Source organism: Serratia sp. K-E0102, assembly GCF_029962625.1.
Classification (GTDB): Bacteria; Pseudomonadota; Gammaproteobacteria; order Enterobacterales; family Enterobacteriaceae; genus Serratia; species Serratia sarumanii.
In genome coordinates this window covers 1,742,220-1,759,705 of the sequence record NZ_CP124754.1, presented here as the reverse complement: position 1 = coordinate 1,759,705, position 17,486 = coordinate 1,742,220, and the positions used below count along the sequence as shown (strand labels likewise).

Here is a 17,486-nt window from a genome sequence, read left to right as displayed (position 1 = left end):
GCAGGGCGACGCCGTGCGGGTCAAATCAACCCTTTACCCGGTTACTTTACCCGAAGCCGGCGATCGGCCGGTAGGCCAATGTTCCGAGAAGAAACGGGTTTACGCTTCTTTGCACAAGGGCCGCTTAAGCGGCCCTTTCTTATTGAATTGCAATGGCTAAACGACCATCAATCGTGCCGCGGCGGCGCCAGCACCTCGCGGTTGCCGTTGTGCCCCTGCTCGCTGACGATGCCCTGCGCTTCCATCTGTTCGATGATGCGCGCCGCGCGGTTATAGCCGATACGGAACTGGCGCTGCACGCCGGAGATGGAGGCGCGGCGTTTGTCCACCACGAAATCCACCGCCTGGTCAAACAGCGGATCCAGCTCTTCGTCGCCGTCCATACCGCCGCCGGCACCGCCCTCGCCGTCTTCGCCGCCGCTGAGAATGCCCTCTTTATATTGGGGCCGCTCGCGCGCTTTCCAATCCTTGACCACCGCGTGCACTTCCTGATCGCGCACGAATGCGCCATGCACGCGCACCGGAATCGAGGAGTTCGGTGCCAGATAGAGCATATCGCCCATACCCAGCAAGGACTCGGCGCCCCCCTGATCGAGGATGGTGCGGGAGTCGATTTTGCTCGACACGGTAAAGGCGATACGCGTCGGGATGTTGGCCTTGATAAGACCCGTGATCACATCCACCGACGGACGCTGGGTCGCCAGCACCAGATGGATACCCGCCGCACGCGCTTTCTGCGCCAGGCGAGCGATCAACTCTTCGACCTTCTTGCCGACCGTCATGATCAGATCGGCGAATTCGTCGACCATCACCACGATGTACGGCTCTTTCTCCAACACCGGCGGCGTGATGTCCATGCTGTCGGTCGGCTTCCAGAACGGATCCGGGATCGGACGCCCCATCGCCTCGGCCTGATCGACGCGCTCGTTGTAGCCCGCCAGGTTACGCACGCCCAGGGCAGACATCAGCTTGTAGCGGCGTTCCATTTCCCCCACGCACCAGCGCAGCGCGTTGGCAGCGTCTTTCATGTCGGTGACCACATCGGTCAACAGGTGAGGAATGCCTTCGTAAACCGACAGCTCCAGCATTTTCGGGTCGATCATGATAAAGCGCACTTCTTTCGGCGTGGCTTTATACAGGATGCTCAGGATCATGGCGTTGACCCCGACCGACTTACCGGAACCGGTGGTACCGGCGACCAGCAAGTGCGGCATTTTGCCCAGATCGGCCACCACCGGTTCGCCGGAGATGTCCTTACCCAATACGATGGACAGCGGCGACGGGTTGTCACGGAAGGCCGGGCAATCCAGCACTTCGCGCAGGTACACCGTTTGCCGCTTGGCGTTCGGCAGCTCCAGACCGACGTAAGGCTTGCCGGGGATCACTTCTACCACGCGCACCGCCGACGTCGACAGCGAGCGTGCCAGATCGCGCGACAGGTTGGAAATGCGCGCCGCTTTAACGCCCGGCGCCAGATCCAGCTCGAAGCGGGTGATGACCGGCCCCGGCAGGATGTCTACCACGTCGGCTTTCACGCGGTAATCGGCCAGGCTGGCCTCCACCAGACGCGCCTTCTGTTCCAGCGCGAAGGAGTCGACCGGTTCTACCTCTTTCGGGGCCTCGGTCAGCAGATCCAGCGTCGGCAGCGGCGTGGTCGGCTTCTGCAGCGGCTGATCGTTGCGCATCAGGAACGGGTGAATCAAGCTGTCCATCGCCGGATGCTGCTCGGCCTGAGTTTGCTGAGGCTGCTGCTGCACCGGTTGCTGTGGCTGCTGATATGGCTGCGACGGCTGTTGATACTGCTGCTGCGACGGCTGTTGATACTGTTGTTGCTGCGGCTGCTGGTATTGCTGAGGCTGCGAGTGCGGTTGCTGAGGTTGGGCAACCGGCGCCGCAGGCTCAAACTGGCCGAACGGCACGTCGTCCTGTTGCTCGCTTTGCTGTTCAATGCGCTCTTCAAGCTGCGGAGACAGCGTGAACATCGGCTCGCTCGGGCCATCATCCACCAGATCCGCCATCGGCGAGAAGCTGAAAGCATTGCGGGTATCCACCGGGCTGGCGGCCGGCGCTTGCGGAGCAGGCGCTTGCTGGCCGTAGCGCTCCTGCTGCTGCTCGGCGAACGCCTGGCGCAGCGCGGCCTCTTGCAGCGCCTCTTCGTCGTCCTGTTGATAGCCTTCGCCGTAGCGTTGGTTCTGCTGCTCGGCAAACGCCTTGCTCAGCTCGGCTTCCTGCAGGGCGCTCTCGTCATCTTGTTGCTCCGGCGCGTAGCTTTCGCCGTAGCGTTGGCTTTGCTGCTCGGCAAACGCCTGACGCAGCGCGGCTTCCTGCAGCGCCTCTTCTTCCTGCGGGCTCACCGCCGTCGGCTGCTGAGGATCCGCCTGGCGCTGTTCCTGCTCGGCCGCACGCTGCGAAGGCAGCTTGATGCCGTAAGAAGCCAGCTCGCGACGGGTCGGGATGCGCACCGGGTTCGGCCGCGGCAGCTCAGGGCCGATGCCCTGCTTAACCTGCGGATTGCCGTCGCTGGTGGCCGTGAAGGCCGGCATAAAGGTCGCCGCTGCGGCGCCCGCTGCGGCAGCGGCTGCCGTATCCAGCTGTGGCTTGGCACCGGTAGCGCTGAAACCACCCGCTCCGCTGACGTCGGCGCTGTCGCGCTGCGCGGCGGTAAAATCAAAGGGAGAACGCGCCGGCGGCTGCGGCGCAGCCGGCTCTTGCCAATTGCCGAGACGCGGCTCATCGTCATCCTGATAAGGATCGACAGGACGCGTCGCCTTCGGTGCAGGCGTTTCTTCCGGAATTTCGAAGGAGTACAGCGGCGGCGTGGCGTCTTGCGCCGGGGCGCTCACCGGGTGCTGATTGACCGAGGCCGGCGCGGCCGGCGCCACCGTTACCGACGGCGCCTGAGCGGCGATCGGCGCTGCAACGGGCTCGTGGATCGCTGCCTTCACCGCCGGTGCAGGCGAAACCACCGGTGCGATTGGCGCGGCGTCGGCTTCAACCTCACCATCATCGGCTCGCAGGCCGCTGAGCAACGGATCGGCGGCGTCTTCCGCCGCCTCTTTGGCGCTTTCAGTGACCGAAGGCGCAGAGAACAACACGTCGTCATCGGCGGCCGCGGCTCCGGCGGCGGTCGTGGCAACCGCTGCGGCGGCGCCCTTCCCTGCCTGCTCAGGCTCGTCGTCAACGTAACGCTCGTCATCCTCGAAATAACGCGCTTCGCGACGCGAACGGTTGGTCATGAAGGTCGCGACGCCCAGCACCGCCCCGCCGATCTTCTCGGCGATCACCAGCCAGGACCAGCCGGTAAACAGCGTCAGCCCCGCCGCCCACACGCACAGCAGCGCCAGCGTGGCGCCGATGCCGTTGAACCATGGCAACATGGCGTTGCTCAGCAGGCTGCCGATCACGCCGCCGGAAGCGAAGTAATAGAGATCGTCAACGTTCAGCGCCGCCAGCCCACAGGAGGTGAGCACTAACGCCAGGGTGCCGATCAGGCGCAGGGAGAGCGCGAAATAGTCGACGTAGTCTCTGTTGGCCCGTTGGCGATAGGCCGCCCAGCACAGAACCAGCATGATCGGTGGTATCGCGTAGGCGAGCACCCCGAAGGTGAAGAACAGCGTGTCGGCCAACCAGGCCCCAACACCGCCGCCCAAGTTGTGAATCGGCTCATGCCACGCGGTCTGCGACCAGCTTGGGTCAGACGGGTTGAAACTGACCAGCGCAGCCATGAGGTAAACGGCAAAAATCGCTACCACGATAAGCACAGCCTCCAGCAAACGCCGGCCACTGCTGAGTCTTTTCAGGGTAACTTCTTTATCTTCTGTATATTCCTGGCTCAAGAAAGGCTCTCCAGGTTCCTGTTAGCTGACATAGCAACAGCGCCGAGAAGCTTCCCCGGCGCCGAAACTGTATGAATAAACAGGAGTGTAACCAATTTAATCAGGTTTTGCACCTGCACCTTACCGTGTTTTGATAACCAGACGGTTACTCTGTTTCACTTCTTCCATCACTACGTAGGTACGGGTGTCGTTGACCCCCGGCAAACGCAGCAAGGTTTCGCCCAGCAGTTTACGGTAAGCCGACATGTCCGGTACGCGGGTTTTCAACAGGTAGTCGAAATCACCGGAAACCAGATGACACTCCTGAATCTCTTCAAGCTTCTGCACTGCCGAGTTGAATTGCTCAAACACATCCGGCGCGCCGCGGTTCAGCGTGATCTCCACGAAAACCAGCAGGGACGCATCCAGATAATGCGGGTTAAGCAATGCGGTATAGCCATGAATGAAACCCTGGCGCTCGAGACGGCGCACGCGTTCCAAACATGGCGTCGGGGATAACCCCACGCGCTTCGAAAGCTCGACGTTCGAAATACGCCCATCCTTCTGCAGCTCATTCAGGATGTTGCGGTCGATACGGTCAAGATCTTTACCCGGGCGTTTCTTGTTGTCTGCCATTATTATTGTCTCTCTTATTTTCTTCCGTGCACTTGCCACACCCTAGCCAACGTCAATGTGTAAGGGTTCGTTCCAAGCGAAGACCCGATGCCTGTCATATGCTTCTTCACTACCATCATTCCACGCCGCGCAGCCTGTCTGTCCAACCCCGCGCGGCGCCGGTAACGACGTTAAGGTCGAGAAAAAATCAGCAAACGCTTGCGCGCCCTGCTCCGCACATCCACCGCGCATTGCCGCCTCGCGGCGCAAATACGTACGATTTGCTGGTGTTACGGGGATAATTTCTTCTTCCTATGATGTTTTCGCAAATGCGCAGCGGATTGTCAAAGTAAAAGAAGCAAAATCAGAACAACGTACCGTCACGAAAAGTCTGCATCCCATTTTTGGTTATGAATCGCTGGCAGATAAACCCCGGCAGGGAGCGGCCTAAGTCGCAGAATGCGCCGTTTTTGCGCGCTTGGCGATTCAGCGGCCTAATGCGACTTTGATAAGGTAAATTTCTGCGTTCGGCGTACGATTTGCCGACAGCGGGTGCATTAATAGGCGACAACTATCATACAAATCGTTAACAACGTCGCCCGGCGCTTTTTTTACTGCGTCATTTTCCCTACAATCGGCTTCATTGTCCGCCATTGTGGAATAAAGAGGTTATTCATGGGCACGGCTAAACATAGCAAATTACTGATTCTGGGCTCCGGCCCGGCCGGTTACACCGCCGCCGTTTACGCGGCGCGCGCCAACCTGAGCCCGGTGCTGATCACCGGTATGGAACAAGGCGGCCAGCTGACCACCACCACTGAAGTGGAAAACTGGCCGGGCGACGCCGAAGGCCTGACCGGTCCGGCGCTGATGGAGCGCATGCGCGAGCATGCGGAGAAGTTCCAGACCGAAATCGTCTTCGATCACATCAACAGCGTCGATCTGCAGCAGCGTCCGTTCCGCCTGTTCGGCGACAGCGGCGAATACAGCTGCGACGCGCTGATCATCGCGACCGGCGCCTCCGCCCGCTATCTTGGCCTGCCTTCCGAAGAGGCCTTCAAGGGCAAAGGCGTTTCCGCCTGTGCGACCTGCGACGGCTTCTTCTACCGCAACCAGAAAGTCGCGGTGGTCGGCGGCGGCAACACCGCTGTTGAAGAAGCGCTGTACCTGTCCAACATCGCCGCCGAGGTTCACCTGATCCACCGCCGCGACAGCTTCCGCTCGGAGAAGATCCTGATCGACCGGCTGATGGAAAAAGTGAAAAGCGGCAACATCGTGCTGCACACCGACCATACGCTGGACGAAGTGCTGGGCGATGAAATGGGCGTGACCGGCGTGCGTATCCGCAGCACCAAAGCGGAAAACGAAACCCGTGAACTGGAACTGGCCGGCGTGTTCATCGCTATCGGCCACAGCCCGAACACCGGCATCTTCGGCGGCCAGCTGGAGCTGGAAAACGGCTACATCAAGGTGCAGTCCGGCATTCACGGCAATGCGACCCAAACCACCATCCCCGGCGTGTTCGCCGCGGGCGACGTGATGGATCACATCTACCGCCAGGCGATCACCTCCGCCGGCACCGGCTGTATGGCGGCGCTGGACGCGGAGCGTTACCTGGACGGCATCGCCGGCGCAGAAGTTTGCTAAAACATTCTCTTCATCAGCAAAAAGCGGCTCTCGAGCCGCTTTTTTTGTTTCCCCCCTCCGCACTCCCCTTCTCGCGTCTGTTATAGCCACATTTGGCCGCTTTATTATTTTCAGTCTGCCGGGTGACGAGGTAACATGGGGCCTCGCTTGTTTGTCGCCGATTGCGCCAAACACTATTATTTAACAGTACGTTAACCCAGCCCGTAACAAACGGGCGCCGGCGACGCAGACGCATATCTGATGAAAAAAACCAGACAGCAACAGTTAACCCGTTGGCTTAAAACCCAGAGTTCGTTAGCGCAGCGTTGGTTGCGCCTTTCCATGTTGTTGGGGCTATTCAGCGGCCTGCTGATCGTGGCGCAGGCGTGGCTGTTGGCCAGCCTGCTGCACGCCCTGATCATCGAGCATACCCCACGCGAACAGCTGATCCCTTCGTTTATCTGGCTGGCCGCCGCGTTCGCGCTGCGGGCGCTGTTAAGCTGGCTGCGGGAACGGGTCGGTTTCCGGTGTGGCCAGGTGATCCGCCAGCGCATGCGCCAACAGGTGCTGGATAAGCTGCAGCAGCTCGGGCCGGCCTGGATCCAGGGCAAACCGGCGGGCAGCTGGGCCAGCATCATCGTCGAGCAGATCGAGGATATGCAGGACTATTACTCGCGATATCTGCCGCAGATGTATCTGGCGGTCTTCATCCCGCTGCTGATCCTGATCGCCGTCTTCCCGATCAATTGGGCCGCAGGCATCATTCTGCTGGCGACCGCGCCGCTGATCCCGCTGTTCATGGTGCTGGTCGGCATGGGGGCCGCCGACGCCAACCGCCGCAACTTCGTGGCGCTGGCGCGATTGAGCGGCAACTTCCTCGACCGCCTGCGCGGCCTGGACACCCTGCGGCTGTTCGACCGCGCGCAGGCCGAAACCGCGCAGATCGCCAAATCTTCCGAAGACTTCCGTAGCCGCACCATGGAAGTGCTGCGCATGGCCTTCCTCTCTTCCGGCGTGCTGGAGTTCTTCGCTTCGATCTCCATCGCCGTGGTGGCGGTGTACTTCGGCTTTTCCTACCTCGGCGAACTCAACTTCGGCAGCTACGGCCTCGGCGTAACGCTGTTTTCCGGTTTTCTGGTGTTGATTCTGGCGCCGGAGTTTTTCCAACCGCTGCGCGATCTCGGCACCTTCTACCACGCTAAGGCGCAGGCGGTCGGCGCGGCGGAAGCGCTGGAAACCTTCCTCAGCGCTGAAGGCGAGCAGATGGGCAACGGCACGCGGCAACTGCCCGCCGATCAACCGCTGACGCTGCAGGCGAACGCGTTGGAAATCCTGTCGCCGAACGGCGTGCTGCTGGCCGGGCCGCTGAGTTTCACCCTGCAACCGCAGCAGCGCGTGGCGCTGGTCGGGCTGAGCGGCGCCGGCAAAAGTTCACTGCTCAATCTGCTGCTCGGCTTCCTGCCCTATCGCGGATCGCTGACCGTCAACGGCGTCGAGCTGCGTGAACTGTCCGCCGAAACCTGGCGCCAGCAGCTGAGCTGGGTCGGCCAGAACCCGCACCTGCCGGCGCAAACCCTGCGCGCCAATATCCTGTTGGGCTGCCCGCAGGCTGACGAAGCGCAGCTGCAGCAGGCGGTGGAACTCGCCTACGTCAGCGAACTGCTCCCTTATCTGCCGCAGGGGCTCGACACCGAAGTGGGCGACAACGCCGCCCGCCTGTCGGTCGGCCAGGCGCAGCGCGTAGCGGTCGCCCGGGCGCTGATCGGCCCGCGCCGCCTGCTGCTGCTGGATGAACCGGCCGCCAGCCTCGATGCCCACAGCGAGCAGCGGGTGATGCAGGCGTTGAACGCCGCTTCGCATCAGCAAACCACCCTGCTGGTGACGCACCAGTTGGAAGACACCGAAGACTACGATCAGATTTGGGTGATGGATAACGGGCGCATCGTGCAACAGGGCGATTACGCCACCCTCAGCGCCCAGCCGGGCCTGTTCGCCACTCTGATCGCCCATCGCCGCGGGGAGCTTTAATCATGCGCGTTTTGCTGCCGTTTTTGGCGTTGTACCGCCGCCATAGCCTGCTGATTAGCCTCGGCATCCTCTTGGCGATCGTCACTCTGCTGGCCAGCATCGGCCTGCTGGCGCTCTCCGGCTGGTTCCTGGCCGCCTCGTCGCTGGCCGGACTGGCGGGCCTGCTGACCTTTAACTACATGCTGCCGGCCGCCGGCGTGCGCGGCGCGGCGATCTTCCGCACCGCCGGGCGCTACGCTGAGCGAGTCGTCAGCCACGACGCCACCTTCCGCGTGCTGTCGCATCTGCGGGTGTTCACCTTCAGCAAGATCCTGCCGCTGACGCCGGGCGGCATCGCCCGTTTCCGCCAGGCCGAGCTGCTCAACCGCCTGGTGGCGGACGTGGACACGCTGGATCATCTTTATCTACGGGTGATCTCGCCGCTGATCAGCGCAGCGGTGGTGATCCTGGTGGTCACCTACGGCCTGAGCTGGCTGGATCCTGCGCTCGCCCTGACGCTGGGCGGCATCCTGTTGCTGTTGTTGCTGCTGGTACCGCCGGTGTTTTATCGCGCCGGCAAGCCGATCGGCGGCCAGCTTACCGCGCTGCGCGGCCAATACCGCACCGACCTGACCGCCTGGCTGCAGGGGCAGGCGGAGCTGGTGGTGTTCGGCGCCGTCAACGACTTCCGCCAGACGCTGAACGCCACCGAACAGCGGTGGCAACGCCGCCAGTGGCAGCAGGCCTCGCTGAGCGGCAAGGCGCAGGCGCTGATGATCCTCGCCAGCGGGCTGACGGTAACGCTGCTGCTGTGGCTGACCGCCGCCGGCATCGGCGGCGATACCCAGCCCGGCGCGCTGATCGCACTGTTTGTCTTCGCCGCGCTGGCGTCGTTCGAAGCGCTGATGCCGGTCGCCGGCGCCTTCCAGCACCTCGGCCAGGTCATTGCCTCCGCCACGCGGGTCAGGCAGATCATCGATCGTCAGCCGGAGGTCACCTTCCCGGCCGCCGGCCCGGCCGCCGCCGATCGGGCTCAGCTTAGCCTGCAACAGCTGAGCTTCACCTACCCCGACCAACCGCAGCCGGTGCTGCGCGACGTCACGCTCGAGGTCGCGGCCGGCGAACACATCGCTTTGCTCGGCCGCACCGGCTGCGGCAAGTCCACCCTGCTGCAGCTGCTGACCCGCGCCTGGCGCACCGACGGCGGAAAAATTCTGCTCAACGGCGAACCGCTGGAGGATTATGATGAAGCCACGCTGCGTCGGATGACCACGGTCGTCAGCCAGCGGGTGCATATCTTCAGCGATACGCTGCGGGAAAACCTGCGGCTGGCCGCGCCGGATGCCGACGACGCTCGCCTGAGCGAGGTGCTGCGGCAGGTGGGGCTGGATAAATTGCTGGACAGCGACGGCGGGCTGAACGCCTGGCTGGGCGAAGGCGGCCGGCAGCTGTCCGGCGGCGAACAGCGCCGCCTGGGCATCGCCCGCGCGCTGCTGCACCCGGCCCCGCTGCTGCTGCTCGACGAACCGACCGAAGGGCTGGACGCCGAAACCGAGCAGCAGATCCTGGCGCTGCTGCGCCGGCACTGTCAGGGTAAGACGCTGATCCTGGTGACGCACCGTCTGTACGGCCTGGAGCATCTCGACCGCATTTGCGTAATGGACGACGGCCGGATTGTCGAACAGGGCGATCACGCCACCCTGATGCGCCGGCAGGGCCGCTATGCCCGCTTTCGCAACCGTATCAGCAACCTGGCGCCGTAATCGGCCCGTAGAGGACGCAGAGACCCCGTATGCGCATCGTGAAGCTTTCCCCACAGTCGCTGGCGTTCCCCTCGCCTGAAAGCGCCCTGCGCGACCCTAACGGCCTGTTGGCTATCGGCGGCGACCTGACGGCGCCGCGGCTGCTGGCGGCCTACGAGCGCGGCATCTTCCCCTGGTATTCGCCGGGGGAAGCCATCCTGTGGTGGTCGCCCGATCCGCGTGCGGTGCTGTTCCCGACAGAGTTTCATCTCAACCGCAGCCTGAAACGCTTTTTGCGCCACGATCCGTTTCGCATCACGCTCAATCACGACTTCGCCGCGGTGATCGCCGCCTGCGCCCACCGGCCGGATGAAGGCACCTGGATCGGCCCGGAGGTGCAGCGCGCCTATCAGCATCTGCACCGCCTCGGCTACGCGCACTCGGTGGAGGTATGGCAGGATAATCAACTGGTCGGCGGCATGTATGGCGTGGCGCAGGGCGCGTTGTTCTGCGGCGAATCGATGTTCAGCCGCGTCACCAACGCCTCAAAATGCGCATTGATGGCCTTTTGCCGCCATTTTGCCGCTTATGGCGGGGAATTGATTGACTGCCAGGTGCTGAACGCTCACACTGCCCGCCTTGGCGCGCGTGAAATTCCGCGCCGTCAATTTTTGCAGCAGCTCAGCACCCTTCAACGGCGGCCTTTGGCGCCGGCGTGCTGGGAGCCGCAAGTCATATCCCCACAGCCGGCTGAACCGCCCTCTCCAGTAAACTAATTGGTGGAAACGGTGCAATGTTCACCGACACATCTTTACATAATGGGGGTTTTTCGGCATTATCTTGCCGGTTAAAAACTAAGGTAGTTAGACCTAGAGGATTCGATGGCCAAAGAAGACAATATTGAAATGCAGGGCACCGTTCTTGATACGCTGCCGAACACCATGTTCCGCGTTGAATTGGAAAACGGGCACGTGGTAACCGCACACATCTCCGGTAAAATGCGTAAAAACTATATCCGCATCCTGACGGGCGACAAAGTCACTGTAGAGCTGACCCCGTACGACCTGAGCAAAGGCCGCATTGTCTTCCGTAGCCGTTAATCGGCTCACCGCGCGCCACACGTTGGCGGCATCGAGGATGTAATCCCTCGGGAGCCCTTTCCGTTTACCCCCGCAGCGACGTTACACAACGGGTTGCAGGTGCGCAGGTAAACTGAGAGGGCTCACTCGTTTCTGTTGTACGGTGAATCTCACCCATAAAAAAAGCGATGCCGAAGCATCGCTTTTTCTTTGCCTGAAGGCGGCCTTAGTGCACCGCGCCCTCGTCCGCCTTGCGCTTGGCGGCGCTGAGGAAGTGGTAGGTCAGCTGTTTCTTGTCCTTGTCCAGCTCGACCTTCACGGAGCCGCCGTCCACCAGCGAGCCGAACAGCAGTTCGTTGGCCAACGGTTTCTTCAGATTTTCCTGCATGACGCGCGCCATCGGACGAGCGCCCATCGCGCGGTCGTAGCCCTTCACCGACAGCCAGTCGCGCGCTTCGTCGCTCACTTCCAGCGAGACGCCCTTCGCATCCAGCTGCGCCTGCAGTTCGACGATAAACTTGTCGACCACCTGCTGGATCACCTCGGTAGACAGATGGTTGAACCAGATGATGTTGTCCAGACGGTTGCGGAATTCCGGCGTAAACACCTTCTTGATCTCTTCCATCGCGTCGGTGCTGTTGTCCTGCTGCACCAGGCCGATCGACTTGCGTTCGGTTTCCCGCACCCCGGCGTTGGTGGTCATCACCAGGATCACGTTGCGGAAGTCCGCCTTGCGGCCGTTGTTGTCGGTCAGCGTGCCGTTGTCCATCACCTGCAGCAGCAGGTTGAACACGTCCGGGTGCGCCTTCTCGATCTCATCGAGCAGCACCACCGCATGCGGATGCTTGATCACCGCATCGGTCAGCAGCCCGCCCTGATCGTAACCAACATAGCCCGGAGGCGCGCCAATCAGACGGCTGACGGTATGCCGCTCCATGTACTCGGACATGTCGAAACGCAGCAGCTCGATATCCATCGCCTTGGCCAACTGTACGGTGACCTCGGTTTTCCCGACCCCGGTCGGCCCGGCGAACAGGAAGGAACCGACCGGCTTGCGCTCGTGGCCCAAGCCGGCGCGGCTCATCTTGATCGCTTCGGTCAGCGCTTCGATCGCCTGATCCTGGCCGAACACCAGCATCTTCAGGCGATCGCCCAGGTTTCTCAGCACGTCGCGATCGCTGGCCGACACGGTTTTCTCCGGGATACGAGCGATGCGCGCCACCACGGATTCGATATCGGCCACGTTGACGGTTTTCTTGCGCTTGCTGGCCGGCATCAACCGGCTGCGGGCGCCCGCCTCGTCGATCACGTCGATCGCCTTGTCCGGCAGATGACGATCGTTGATGTATTTCACCGACAGCTCCACCGCGGCGCGGATCGCCTTGGCGGTATAACGCACGTCGTGGTGCGCTTCATACTTGGTCTTCAGGCCGTTGATGATCTGAACGGTCTCTTCCGCCGTCGGCTCGGTGATGTCAATCTTCTGGAAACGGCGCGCCAGCGCACGATCCTTTTCGAAGATGTTGCTGAACTCCTGGTAGGTGGTCGAGCCGATCACCCGGATCTTGCCGCTCGACAGCAGCGGTTTGATCAGGTTGGCGGCATCCACCTGCCCACCGGAAGCCGCGCCGGCGCCGATGATGGTGTGAATTTCATCGATGAACAGAATGCTGTTCTGATCCTGCTCCAGCTGCTTGAGCAGCGCCTTGAAGCGCTTCTCGAAGTCGCCGCGGTATTTGGTGCCGGCCAGCAGTGAACCGATGTCCAGCGAATACAGCGTGCAGTCCGCCATCACTTCCGGCACGTCGCCCTGCACGATACGCCAGGCCAGGCCCTCGGCGATGGCGGTCTTGCCGACGCCGGATTCGCCGACCAGCAGCGGGTTGTTTTTACGACGGCGGCACAGCACCTGAATCGCGCGCTCCAGCTCACGATCGCGGCCGATCAACGGATCGATGCCGCCCACACGGGCCAACTGATTGAGGTTGGTGGTGAAGTTTTCCATACGGTCTTCCCCTCCGGACTGCTCTTCGTTCACCGGGTTTTCCGCATTCGGCGCTTGGCCCGGCTCGTCTTTACGCGTGCCATGTGAAATGAAGTTCACCACGTCGAGACGGCTGACGTCGTGTTTGCGCAGCAGATAGGCCGCCTGCGACTCCTGCTCGCTGAAGATGGCCACCAACACGTTGGCGCCGGACACTTCGCTGCGGCCGGAAGATTGCACATGGAAGACCGCGCGCTGCAGCACGCGCTGGAAGCTGAGCGTCGGCTGAGTGTCGCGCTCTTCTTCGCCGGCGGGCAGCGTCGGTGTGGTTTGTTCGATGAAGGCTTCCAGCTCCTGGCGCAACGCGGCCAGATCCACCGTACATGCCTCAAGCGCTTCTCGCGCGGCAGGGTTGCTCAGCAACGCCAGCAACAGGTGCTCCACGGTCATAAACTCGTGTCTGTGCTCACGCGCCCTGGCGAAAGCCATGTTGAGACTGAGTTCCAGTTCTTGATTGAGCATAAGCACCTCCCCAATAGATTGCCTTATTCAGGCTTTTTCCAGCGTACAAAGCAACGGATGCTCGTTCTCCCTTGCGTACCGGTTCACATGGACGACTTTGGTTTCCGCCACCTCGGCGGTAAAAACACCACAGATCGCCTTGCCTTGATAGTGGACCGTGAGCATCAGTTGCGTTGCGCGTTCAATATCATAAGAAAAGAACTTTTGCAGAACGTCAATCACAAATTCCATCGGTGTGTAATCGTCGTTGTTAAGTATAACTTTATACATAGACGGCGGTTTTACCGCATCGATTTGTTTTTCTTCGGCCAAGTGTTCAAAGTTTAGCCAGTCGTTGTTATTGCCCATCGCTGCTCATCTTCTCTGCTCTGCCCTCAGATATGGGGGCAGGTTTCGGTTATTCAAAGTGGGGATAGTTACTATTTTATCATCTTCGGCATCGTCCCGCCGCACTGTAACGTGCGCAAAAAAACGGGCCAATTGTGACTGAATCGTGGCAATAGCGTTACCTGCTTCAAACTTTGGTGAACTGCTCCCCGCCGACAAAAGCCGATCCCTTGACGCCCCGATCATTTGCTCTAGAGTGTAAATTCGTGGCTGGTGGTCTTTTAACCACCCCTTGTCCACCCTGCTACCCGCCCACGGCGGGTGCGAAATCAGTTATTCATCTCACTTAAAATAGCGTTGCGAGGGATGTAAAAGCATGGAGACGGGTACTGTTAAATGGTTTAACAACGCCAAAGGTTTTGGCTTCATCTGCCCAGCCGGCGGCGGCGAAGATATTTTCGCGCATTATTCCACCATCAAGATGGATGGTTACAGAACGTTGAAGGCGGGCCAGCAGGTCAGCTTCGACGTGCATCAAGGGCCGAAAGGGAACCATGCCAGTCTTATTGTGCCGGTGGAAAGCGAGGCGCTGTCCTAAACGCTTCCGGCAAAGTCGCGCTGCACTGAGCGTGACTGCGATAAAAATGCCAGCCGCCGTGTGACTGGCATTTTTTATGCCTGTTACCTACTCGCGCGCCAGCGCATCGATCGGATTCAGCCGCGCGGCATTGCGCGCCGGCAGATAGCCGAACACCACGCCGATGCCGGTGGAACAGAGGAACGCACTCAGCAACGCCGCCGGCGGGAAGCTGATCTGCCAGCCCGGCAATACCAGCTGCACCGCCAGGCCGATGGCGAACGACAGCGTAATCCCCAGCGCGCCCCCCACCAGGCAGACCAGAACCGCTTCGATCAGGAACTGCTGCAACACGTCGCCGGAACGGGCGCCCACCGCCATGCGGATGCCGATCTCGCGCGTGCGTTCGGTCACCGACACCAGCATGATATTCATCACGCCGATGCCGCCGACCACCAGCGAAATCACCGCCACCAGCGTCAGGAACAGCTGCAGCGTGCGGGTGGTTTTCTCGGCGGTTTGCACCAGGCTGTCCATGTTATAGGTGAAGAAGTCCTTCTTGCCGTGGCGCAGCGTCAACAGGCGCGACAGCTGCTGTTCCGCTTCCTTGCTGTCGTAGCCGTCGCGGATGCGCACGGTGATCGAGTCAAAATAATTGTTGCCCATCAATCGGTTGGCCATGGTGCTGTAAGGCACCCACACGTTCAGCGTCTTGCTGCTGCCGAACATCGACTGCTTCTCCCTGGCCACGCCGACCACCGTCGCCGGCATGTTGCCTACCAGGATCACCTCGCCCACCACGTTCTTCTGGTGCGGGAACAGCCGCCGCTGGGTATTGGCGTCGATCACCACCGTCTGCGCCTGCGACTGCACCTGCATCGAGTCGATGCCGACGCCCTGGGTAAAGCTCATGCCGTACACGCGGAAGAACTGCTCGCTGACGCCGTTGACGTTGGCCGCCGCGTCGACGTTGCCCAAGCGCAGCCGCATGCTGCTGCTGATGCTCGGCGACAGCGCGCTGATGTACGGCTGTTCGCGCAGCGCATCGAGATCGCCGTATTTCAACGATTGCCGGTAGGTCGGATCGTCATCGCCGAAGTCCTTGCCGGGGTAGATATCGACGGTGTTGGTGCCGATAGATTTAATGTCCGCCAGCACCATCTGCTTGGCGGCGTCGCCGATCACCAGGATCGACACCACCGAGGCGATGCCGATAATGATGCCGAGCATGGTCAGCGCGGTGCGCATCTTGTTGGCCGCCATCGCGCGCCAGGCCATCACCAGCGCCTCGCGGAAACGGCCGCCCATCTGCCGCCAGGAAGGTGCCGCGGCGGCCAGCGCCAGCGGCTTGGCCTGCGCATTCTCCTGCGGTGCCGGGCGCGAATCGGCGATAATCTCGCCGTCGCGGATCTCGATGATCCGTTCCGCCTGGCGCGCCACCGCCGGATCGTGGGTCACCAGGATCACCGTGTGGCCCTGGGCGCACAGCTGTTTGAGGATCGCCATCACCTCTTCGCCGGAGTGGCTGTCGAGCGCGCCGGTCGGTTCATCCGCCAGGATCACCTGCCCGCCGTTCATCAGCGCGCGGGCGATGCTGACGCGCTGCTGCTGGCCGCCGGAAAGCTGGCTCGGCCGGTAGTTGACGCGCTCCCCCAGCCCCAGACGCCGCAACAGCGCCTCCGCCCGCTCGCGCCGCGCCGCTTTGCCCAGCCCCGCGTACACCGCCGGCACTTCGACGTTGTGCGCTGCGCTCAGGTGCGGCAGCAGATGATAGCGCTGAAAGATAAAGCCGAAATGCTCGCGCCGCAGCTGCGCCAGCGCATCGTCGCTCAGCGTCGCCACATCCTGCCCGGCCACCCGATACACGCCGGCGCTCGGCTTGTCCAGACAGCCGAGAATGTTCATCAGCGTCGATTTGCCGGAGCCGGAGGCCCCCATGATCGCCACCATTTCACCGGCGTCGATGCTCAGGCTGATCCCCTTCAGCACCTCCACCGTCTGCTCGCCGGAACGGTAGCTGCGGCGAATGCCGCTCAGCTGCAACAGCGCCGCCATCAGCCGGCCTCCACGCCGCCGCGGCTGACGATCACCTCATCGCCCGCCTCGAGGCCGCTGAGGATCTGCACGTCGATATTGTTGCGCAGGCCGATGGCCACCTCGCGCTTCTCTTCCTTGCCCTGCTTCAGCACCGAGACGTGGTAGCGATTGTCGGCGATCTGATCGCCCAGCGCCGCCAGCGGGATCACCAGCGCCTGCTCGACGCCTGCCAACTGAATATGCACCTGCGCCGTCATTTGCAAGCGCAGCAGCCTTTCCGGGTTGGGCACTTCGAAACGCGCATAATAGAAGATGGCGTTGTTGACCTTTTCCGGCGTCGGCTGAATGTCTTTCAGCACGCCGTCGAAGCGCCGGGTCGGATCGCCCAGCACCGTGAACCAGGCCTTCTGACCCGGCTTGAGGTTGATGACGTCGGCCTCCGACACCTGCGCCTTCACCAGCATGGTGCCGAGATCCGCCAGCGTCAGAATGTTCGGCGCCTGCTGCGCCGCGATCACCGTCTGGCCCTGCAGCGTGGTGATCTGCACCACGTCGCCATCCATCGGCGCCTCGATGCGGGTATAGGCCAGGTTGATCTTGGCGGTATCCAGGCTGGCCTGGTTCCGCGCGATCTGCGCATTGATGGTGCCCACCTGCGCTTTCTTCACCGCCAGCTGCGTCGCCGCCTGATCCAGATCCTGGCGCGACACCGCCTGCAGCTTGGCCAACGCCTGGTTGCGCTGCAGCGTGACCGCCGCCAGCTGCTGTTCGGCCTGCGCCTGCAGCAGTTGCGCATGCAGTTCACGCAGCGTCGCCTCGCCTTCGCGGATGCTGTTCTGCGCCTGTTGCGGATCGATAACGCCCAGCAACTGGCCTTTCTTCACCTTGTCGCCGATCTCGACATACAGCTTTTCCAACTGCCCGCTGACCTGCGCGCCGACGTCAACCTTGCGCACCGCGTCCAGCTGGCCGGTCGCCAACACGTTCTGCTGCAGATCGCGTTTGCTGGCTTTCACCGTTTTGAAATCGGTTGGCGCCGGATGGCGAAAGTGCCAAACGGCCGCTGCGGCAAGCGCCGCAATGACCGCCAGAACGAGTATCCAGCGGCGTTTATGTCCTGTAAACCCTGTCAAAATTGACCTGCCTGTGCTTGTG

The 17,486-nt window shown here is 61.9% G+C and carries 12 protein-coding genes; 6 read left to right on the top strand and 6 right to left on the bottom strand.

What is annotated here, in order from left to right:
• Positions 1-167: 167 nt before the first annotated feature.
• Both SSARUM2_RS08400 and lrp read right to left on the bottom strand, forming a co-directional pair.
• Complete coding sequence (locus SSARUM2_RS08400; protein WP_060453033.1) at positions 168-3,836, bottom strand: DNA translocase FtsK 4TM domain-containing protein; 3,669 nt, start codon at positions 3,834-3,836, stop codon at positions 168-170.
• A 120-nt stretch (positions 3,837-3,956) separates the two neighbouring features.
• The gene (lrp, locus tag SSARUM2_RS08395) at positions 3,957-4,451 is read right to left on the bottom strand and encodes a leucine-responsive transcriptional regulator Lrp (RefSeq protein WP_004928318.1); all 495 of its coding nucleotides are present in this window, start codon (positions 4,449-4,451) and stop codon (positions 3,957-3,959) included.
• Positions 4,452-5,105: 654 nt separating this feature from the next.
• On the opposite strand from lrp, the gene trxB reads away from it, so the two are divergent.
• The 5 genes from trxB (at position 5,106) to infA (ending at position 10,905) form a co-directional block, all read left to right on the top strand.
• On the top strand, positions 5,106-6,077 hold the full coding sequence (gene trxB / locus SSARUM2_RS08390; protein ID WP_033637844.1) for a thioredoxin-disulfide reductase: 972 nt from the start codon (positions 5,106-5,108) through the stop codon (positions 6,075-6,077).
• 240 nt (positions 6,078-6,317) lie between these two features.
• Positions 6,318-8,084, top strand: coding sequence for a cysteine/glutathione ABC transporter permease/ATP-binding protein CydD (gene cydD / locus SSARUM2_RS08385; protein WP_060438873.1), 1,767 nt, complete (start codon positions 6,318-6,320; stop codon positions 8,082-8,084).
• 2 nt (positions 8,085-8,086) lie between these two features.
• Positions 8,087-9,826 (top strand): cysteine/glutathione ABC transporter ATP-binding protein/permease CydC, encoded by a 1,740-nt coding sequence (gene cydC / locus SSARUM2_RS08380; protein ID WP_060438874.1) that lies wholly within the window; start codon positions 8,087-8,089, stop codon positions 9,824-9,826.
• A 29-nt stretch (positions 9,827-9,855) separates the two neighbouring features.
• Positions 9,856-10,581: a leucyl/phenylalanyl-tRNA--protein transferase gene (gene aat / locus SSARUM2_RS08375; RefSeq protein WP_033637838.1), complete on the top strand. Its 726-nt coding sequence runs from the start codon at positions 9,856-9,858 to the stop codon at positions 10,579-10,581.
• Positions 10,582-10,686: 105 nt separating this feature from the next.
• Positions 10,687-10,905, top strand: coding sequence for a translation initiation factor IF-1 (infA, locus tag SSARUM2_RS08370; protein ID WP_002211347.1), 219 nt, complete (start codon positions 10,687-10,689; stop codon positions 10,903-10,905).
• Positions 10,906-11,110: 205 nt separating this feature from the next.
• Here infA and clpA read toward each other — a convergent pair whose 3' ends face one another.
• On the bottom strand, positions 11,111-13,390 hold the full coding sequence (clpA, locus tag SSARUM2_RS08365; protein WP_025302261.1) for an ATP-dependent Clp protease ATP-binding subunit ClpA: 2,280 nt from the start codon (positions 13,388-13,390) through the stop codon (positions 11,111-11,113).
• Positions 13,391-13,417: 27 nt separating this feature from the next.
• Positions 13,418-13,738 (bottom strand): ATP-dependent Clp protease adapter ClpS, encoded by a 321-nt coding sequence (clpS, locus tag SSARUM2_RS08360; protein ID WP_004928347.1) that lies wholly within the window; start codon positions 13,736-13,738, stop codon positions 13,418-13,420.
• Between the two features lie 355 nt (positions 13,739-14,093).
• Between clpS and cspD the strand changes: the two genes are divergently transcribed.
• The gene (gene cspD, locus SSARUM2_RS08355; RefSeq protein WP_004928349.1) at positions 14,094-14,315 is read left to right on the top strand and encodes a cold shock-like protein CspD; all 222 of its coding nucleotides are present in this window, start codon (positions 14,094-14,096) and stop codon (positions 14,313-14,315) included.
• A gap of 87 nt (positions 14,316-14,402) precedes the next feature.
• Here the strand turns inward: cspD and macB are convergent, their stop codons facing one another.
• Both macB and macA read right to left on the bottom strand, forming a co-directional pair.
• The gene (gene macB, locus SSARUM2_RS08350) at positions 14,403-16,349 is read right to left on the bottom strand and encodes a macrolide ABC transporter ATP-binding protein/permease MacB (protein ID WP_049197188.1); all 1,947 of its coding nucleotides are present in this window, start codon (positions 16,347-16,349) and stop codon (positions 14,403-14,405) included.
• Positions 16,349-17,464 (bottom strand): macrolide transporter subunit MacA, encoded by a 1,116-nt coding sequence (macA, locus tag SSARUM2_RS08345; protein ID WP_033637836.1) that lies wholly within the window; start codon positions 17,462-17,464, stop codon positions 16,349-16,351. The genes macB and macA overlap by 1 nt, the downstream gene beginning before the upstream one ends.
• Between the last annotated feature and the right edge of the window lie 22 nt (positions 17,465-17,486).

Bases quoted from the DNA above. Each gene is read 5' to 3' on its own strand.
- macB (WP_049197188.1), bottom strand. From the start codon at position 16,349: ATGGCGGCGCTGTTGCAGCTGAGCGGCATTCGCCGCAGCTACCGTTCC.
- clpA (WP_025302261.1), bottom strand. From the start codon at position 13,390: ATGCTCAATCAAGAACTGGAACTCAGTCTCAACATGGCTTTCGCCAGG.
- clpS (WP_004928347.1), bottom strand. From the start codon at position 13,738: ATGGGCAATAACAACGACTGGCTAAACTTTGAACACTTGGCCGAAGAA.
- trxB (WP_033637844.1), top strand. From the start codon at position 5,106: ATGGGCACGGCTAAACATAGCAAATTACTGATTCTGGGCTCCGGCCCG.
- aat (WP_033637838.1), top strand. From the start codon at position 9,856: ATGCGCATCGTGAAGCTTTCCCCACAGTCGCTGGCGTTCCCCTCGCCT.
- cspD (WP_004928349.1), top strand. From the start codon at position 14,094: ATGGAGACGGGTACTGTTAAATGGTTTAACAACGCCAAAGGTTTTGGC.
- cydD (WP_060438873.1), top strand. From the start codon at position 6,318: ATGAAAAAAACCAGACAGCAACAGTTAACCCGTTGGCTTAAAACCCAG.
- cydC (WP_060438874.1), top strand. From the start codon at position 8,087: ATGCGCGTTTTGCTGCCGTTTTTGGCGTTGTACCGCCGCCATAGCCTG.
- infA (WP_002211347.1), top strand. From the start codon at position 10,687: ATGGCCAAAGAAGACAATATTGAAATGCAGGGCACCGTTCTTGATACG.
- lrp (WP_004928318.1), bottom strand. From the start codon at position 4,451: ATGGCAGACAACAAGAAACGCCCGGGTAAAGATCTTGACCGTATCGAC.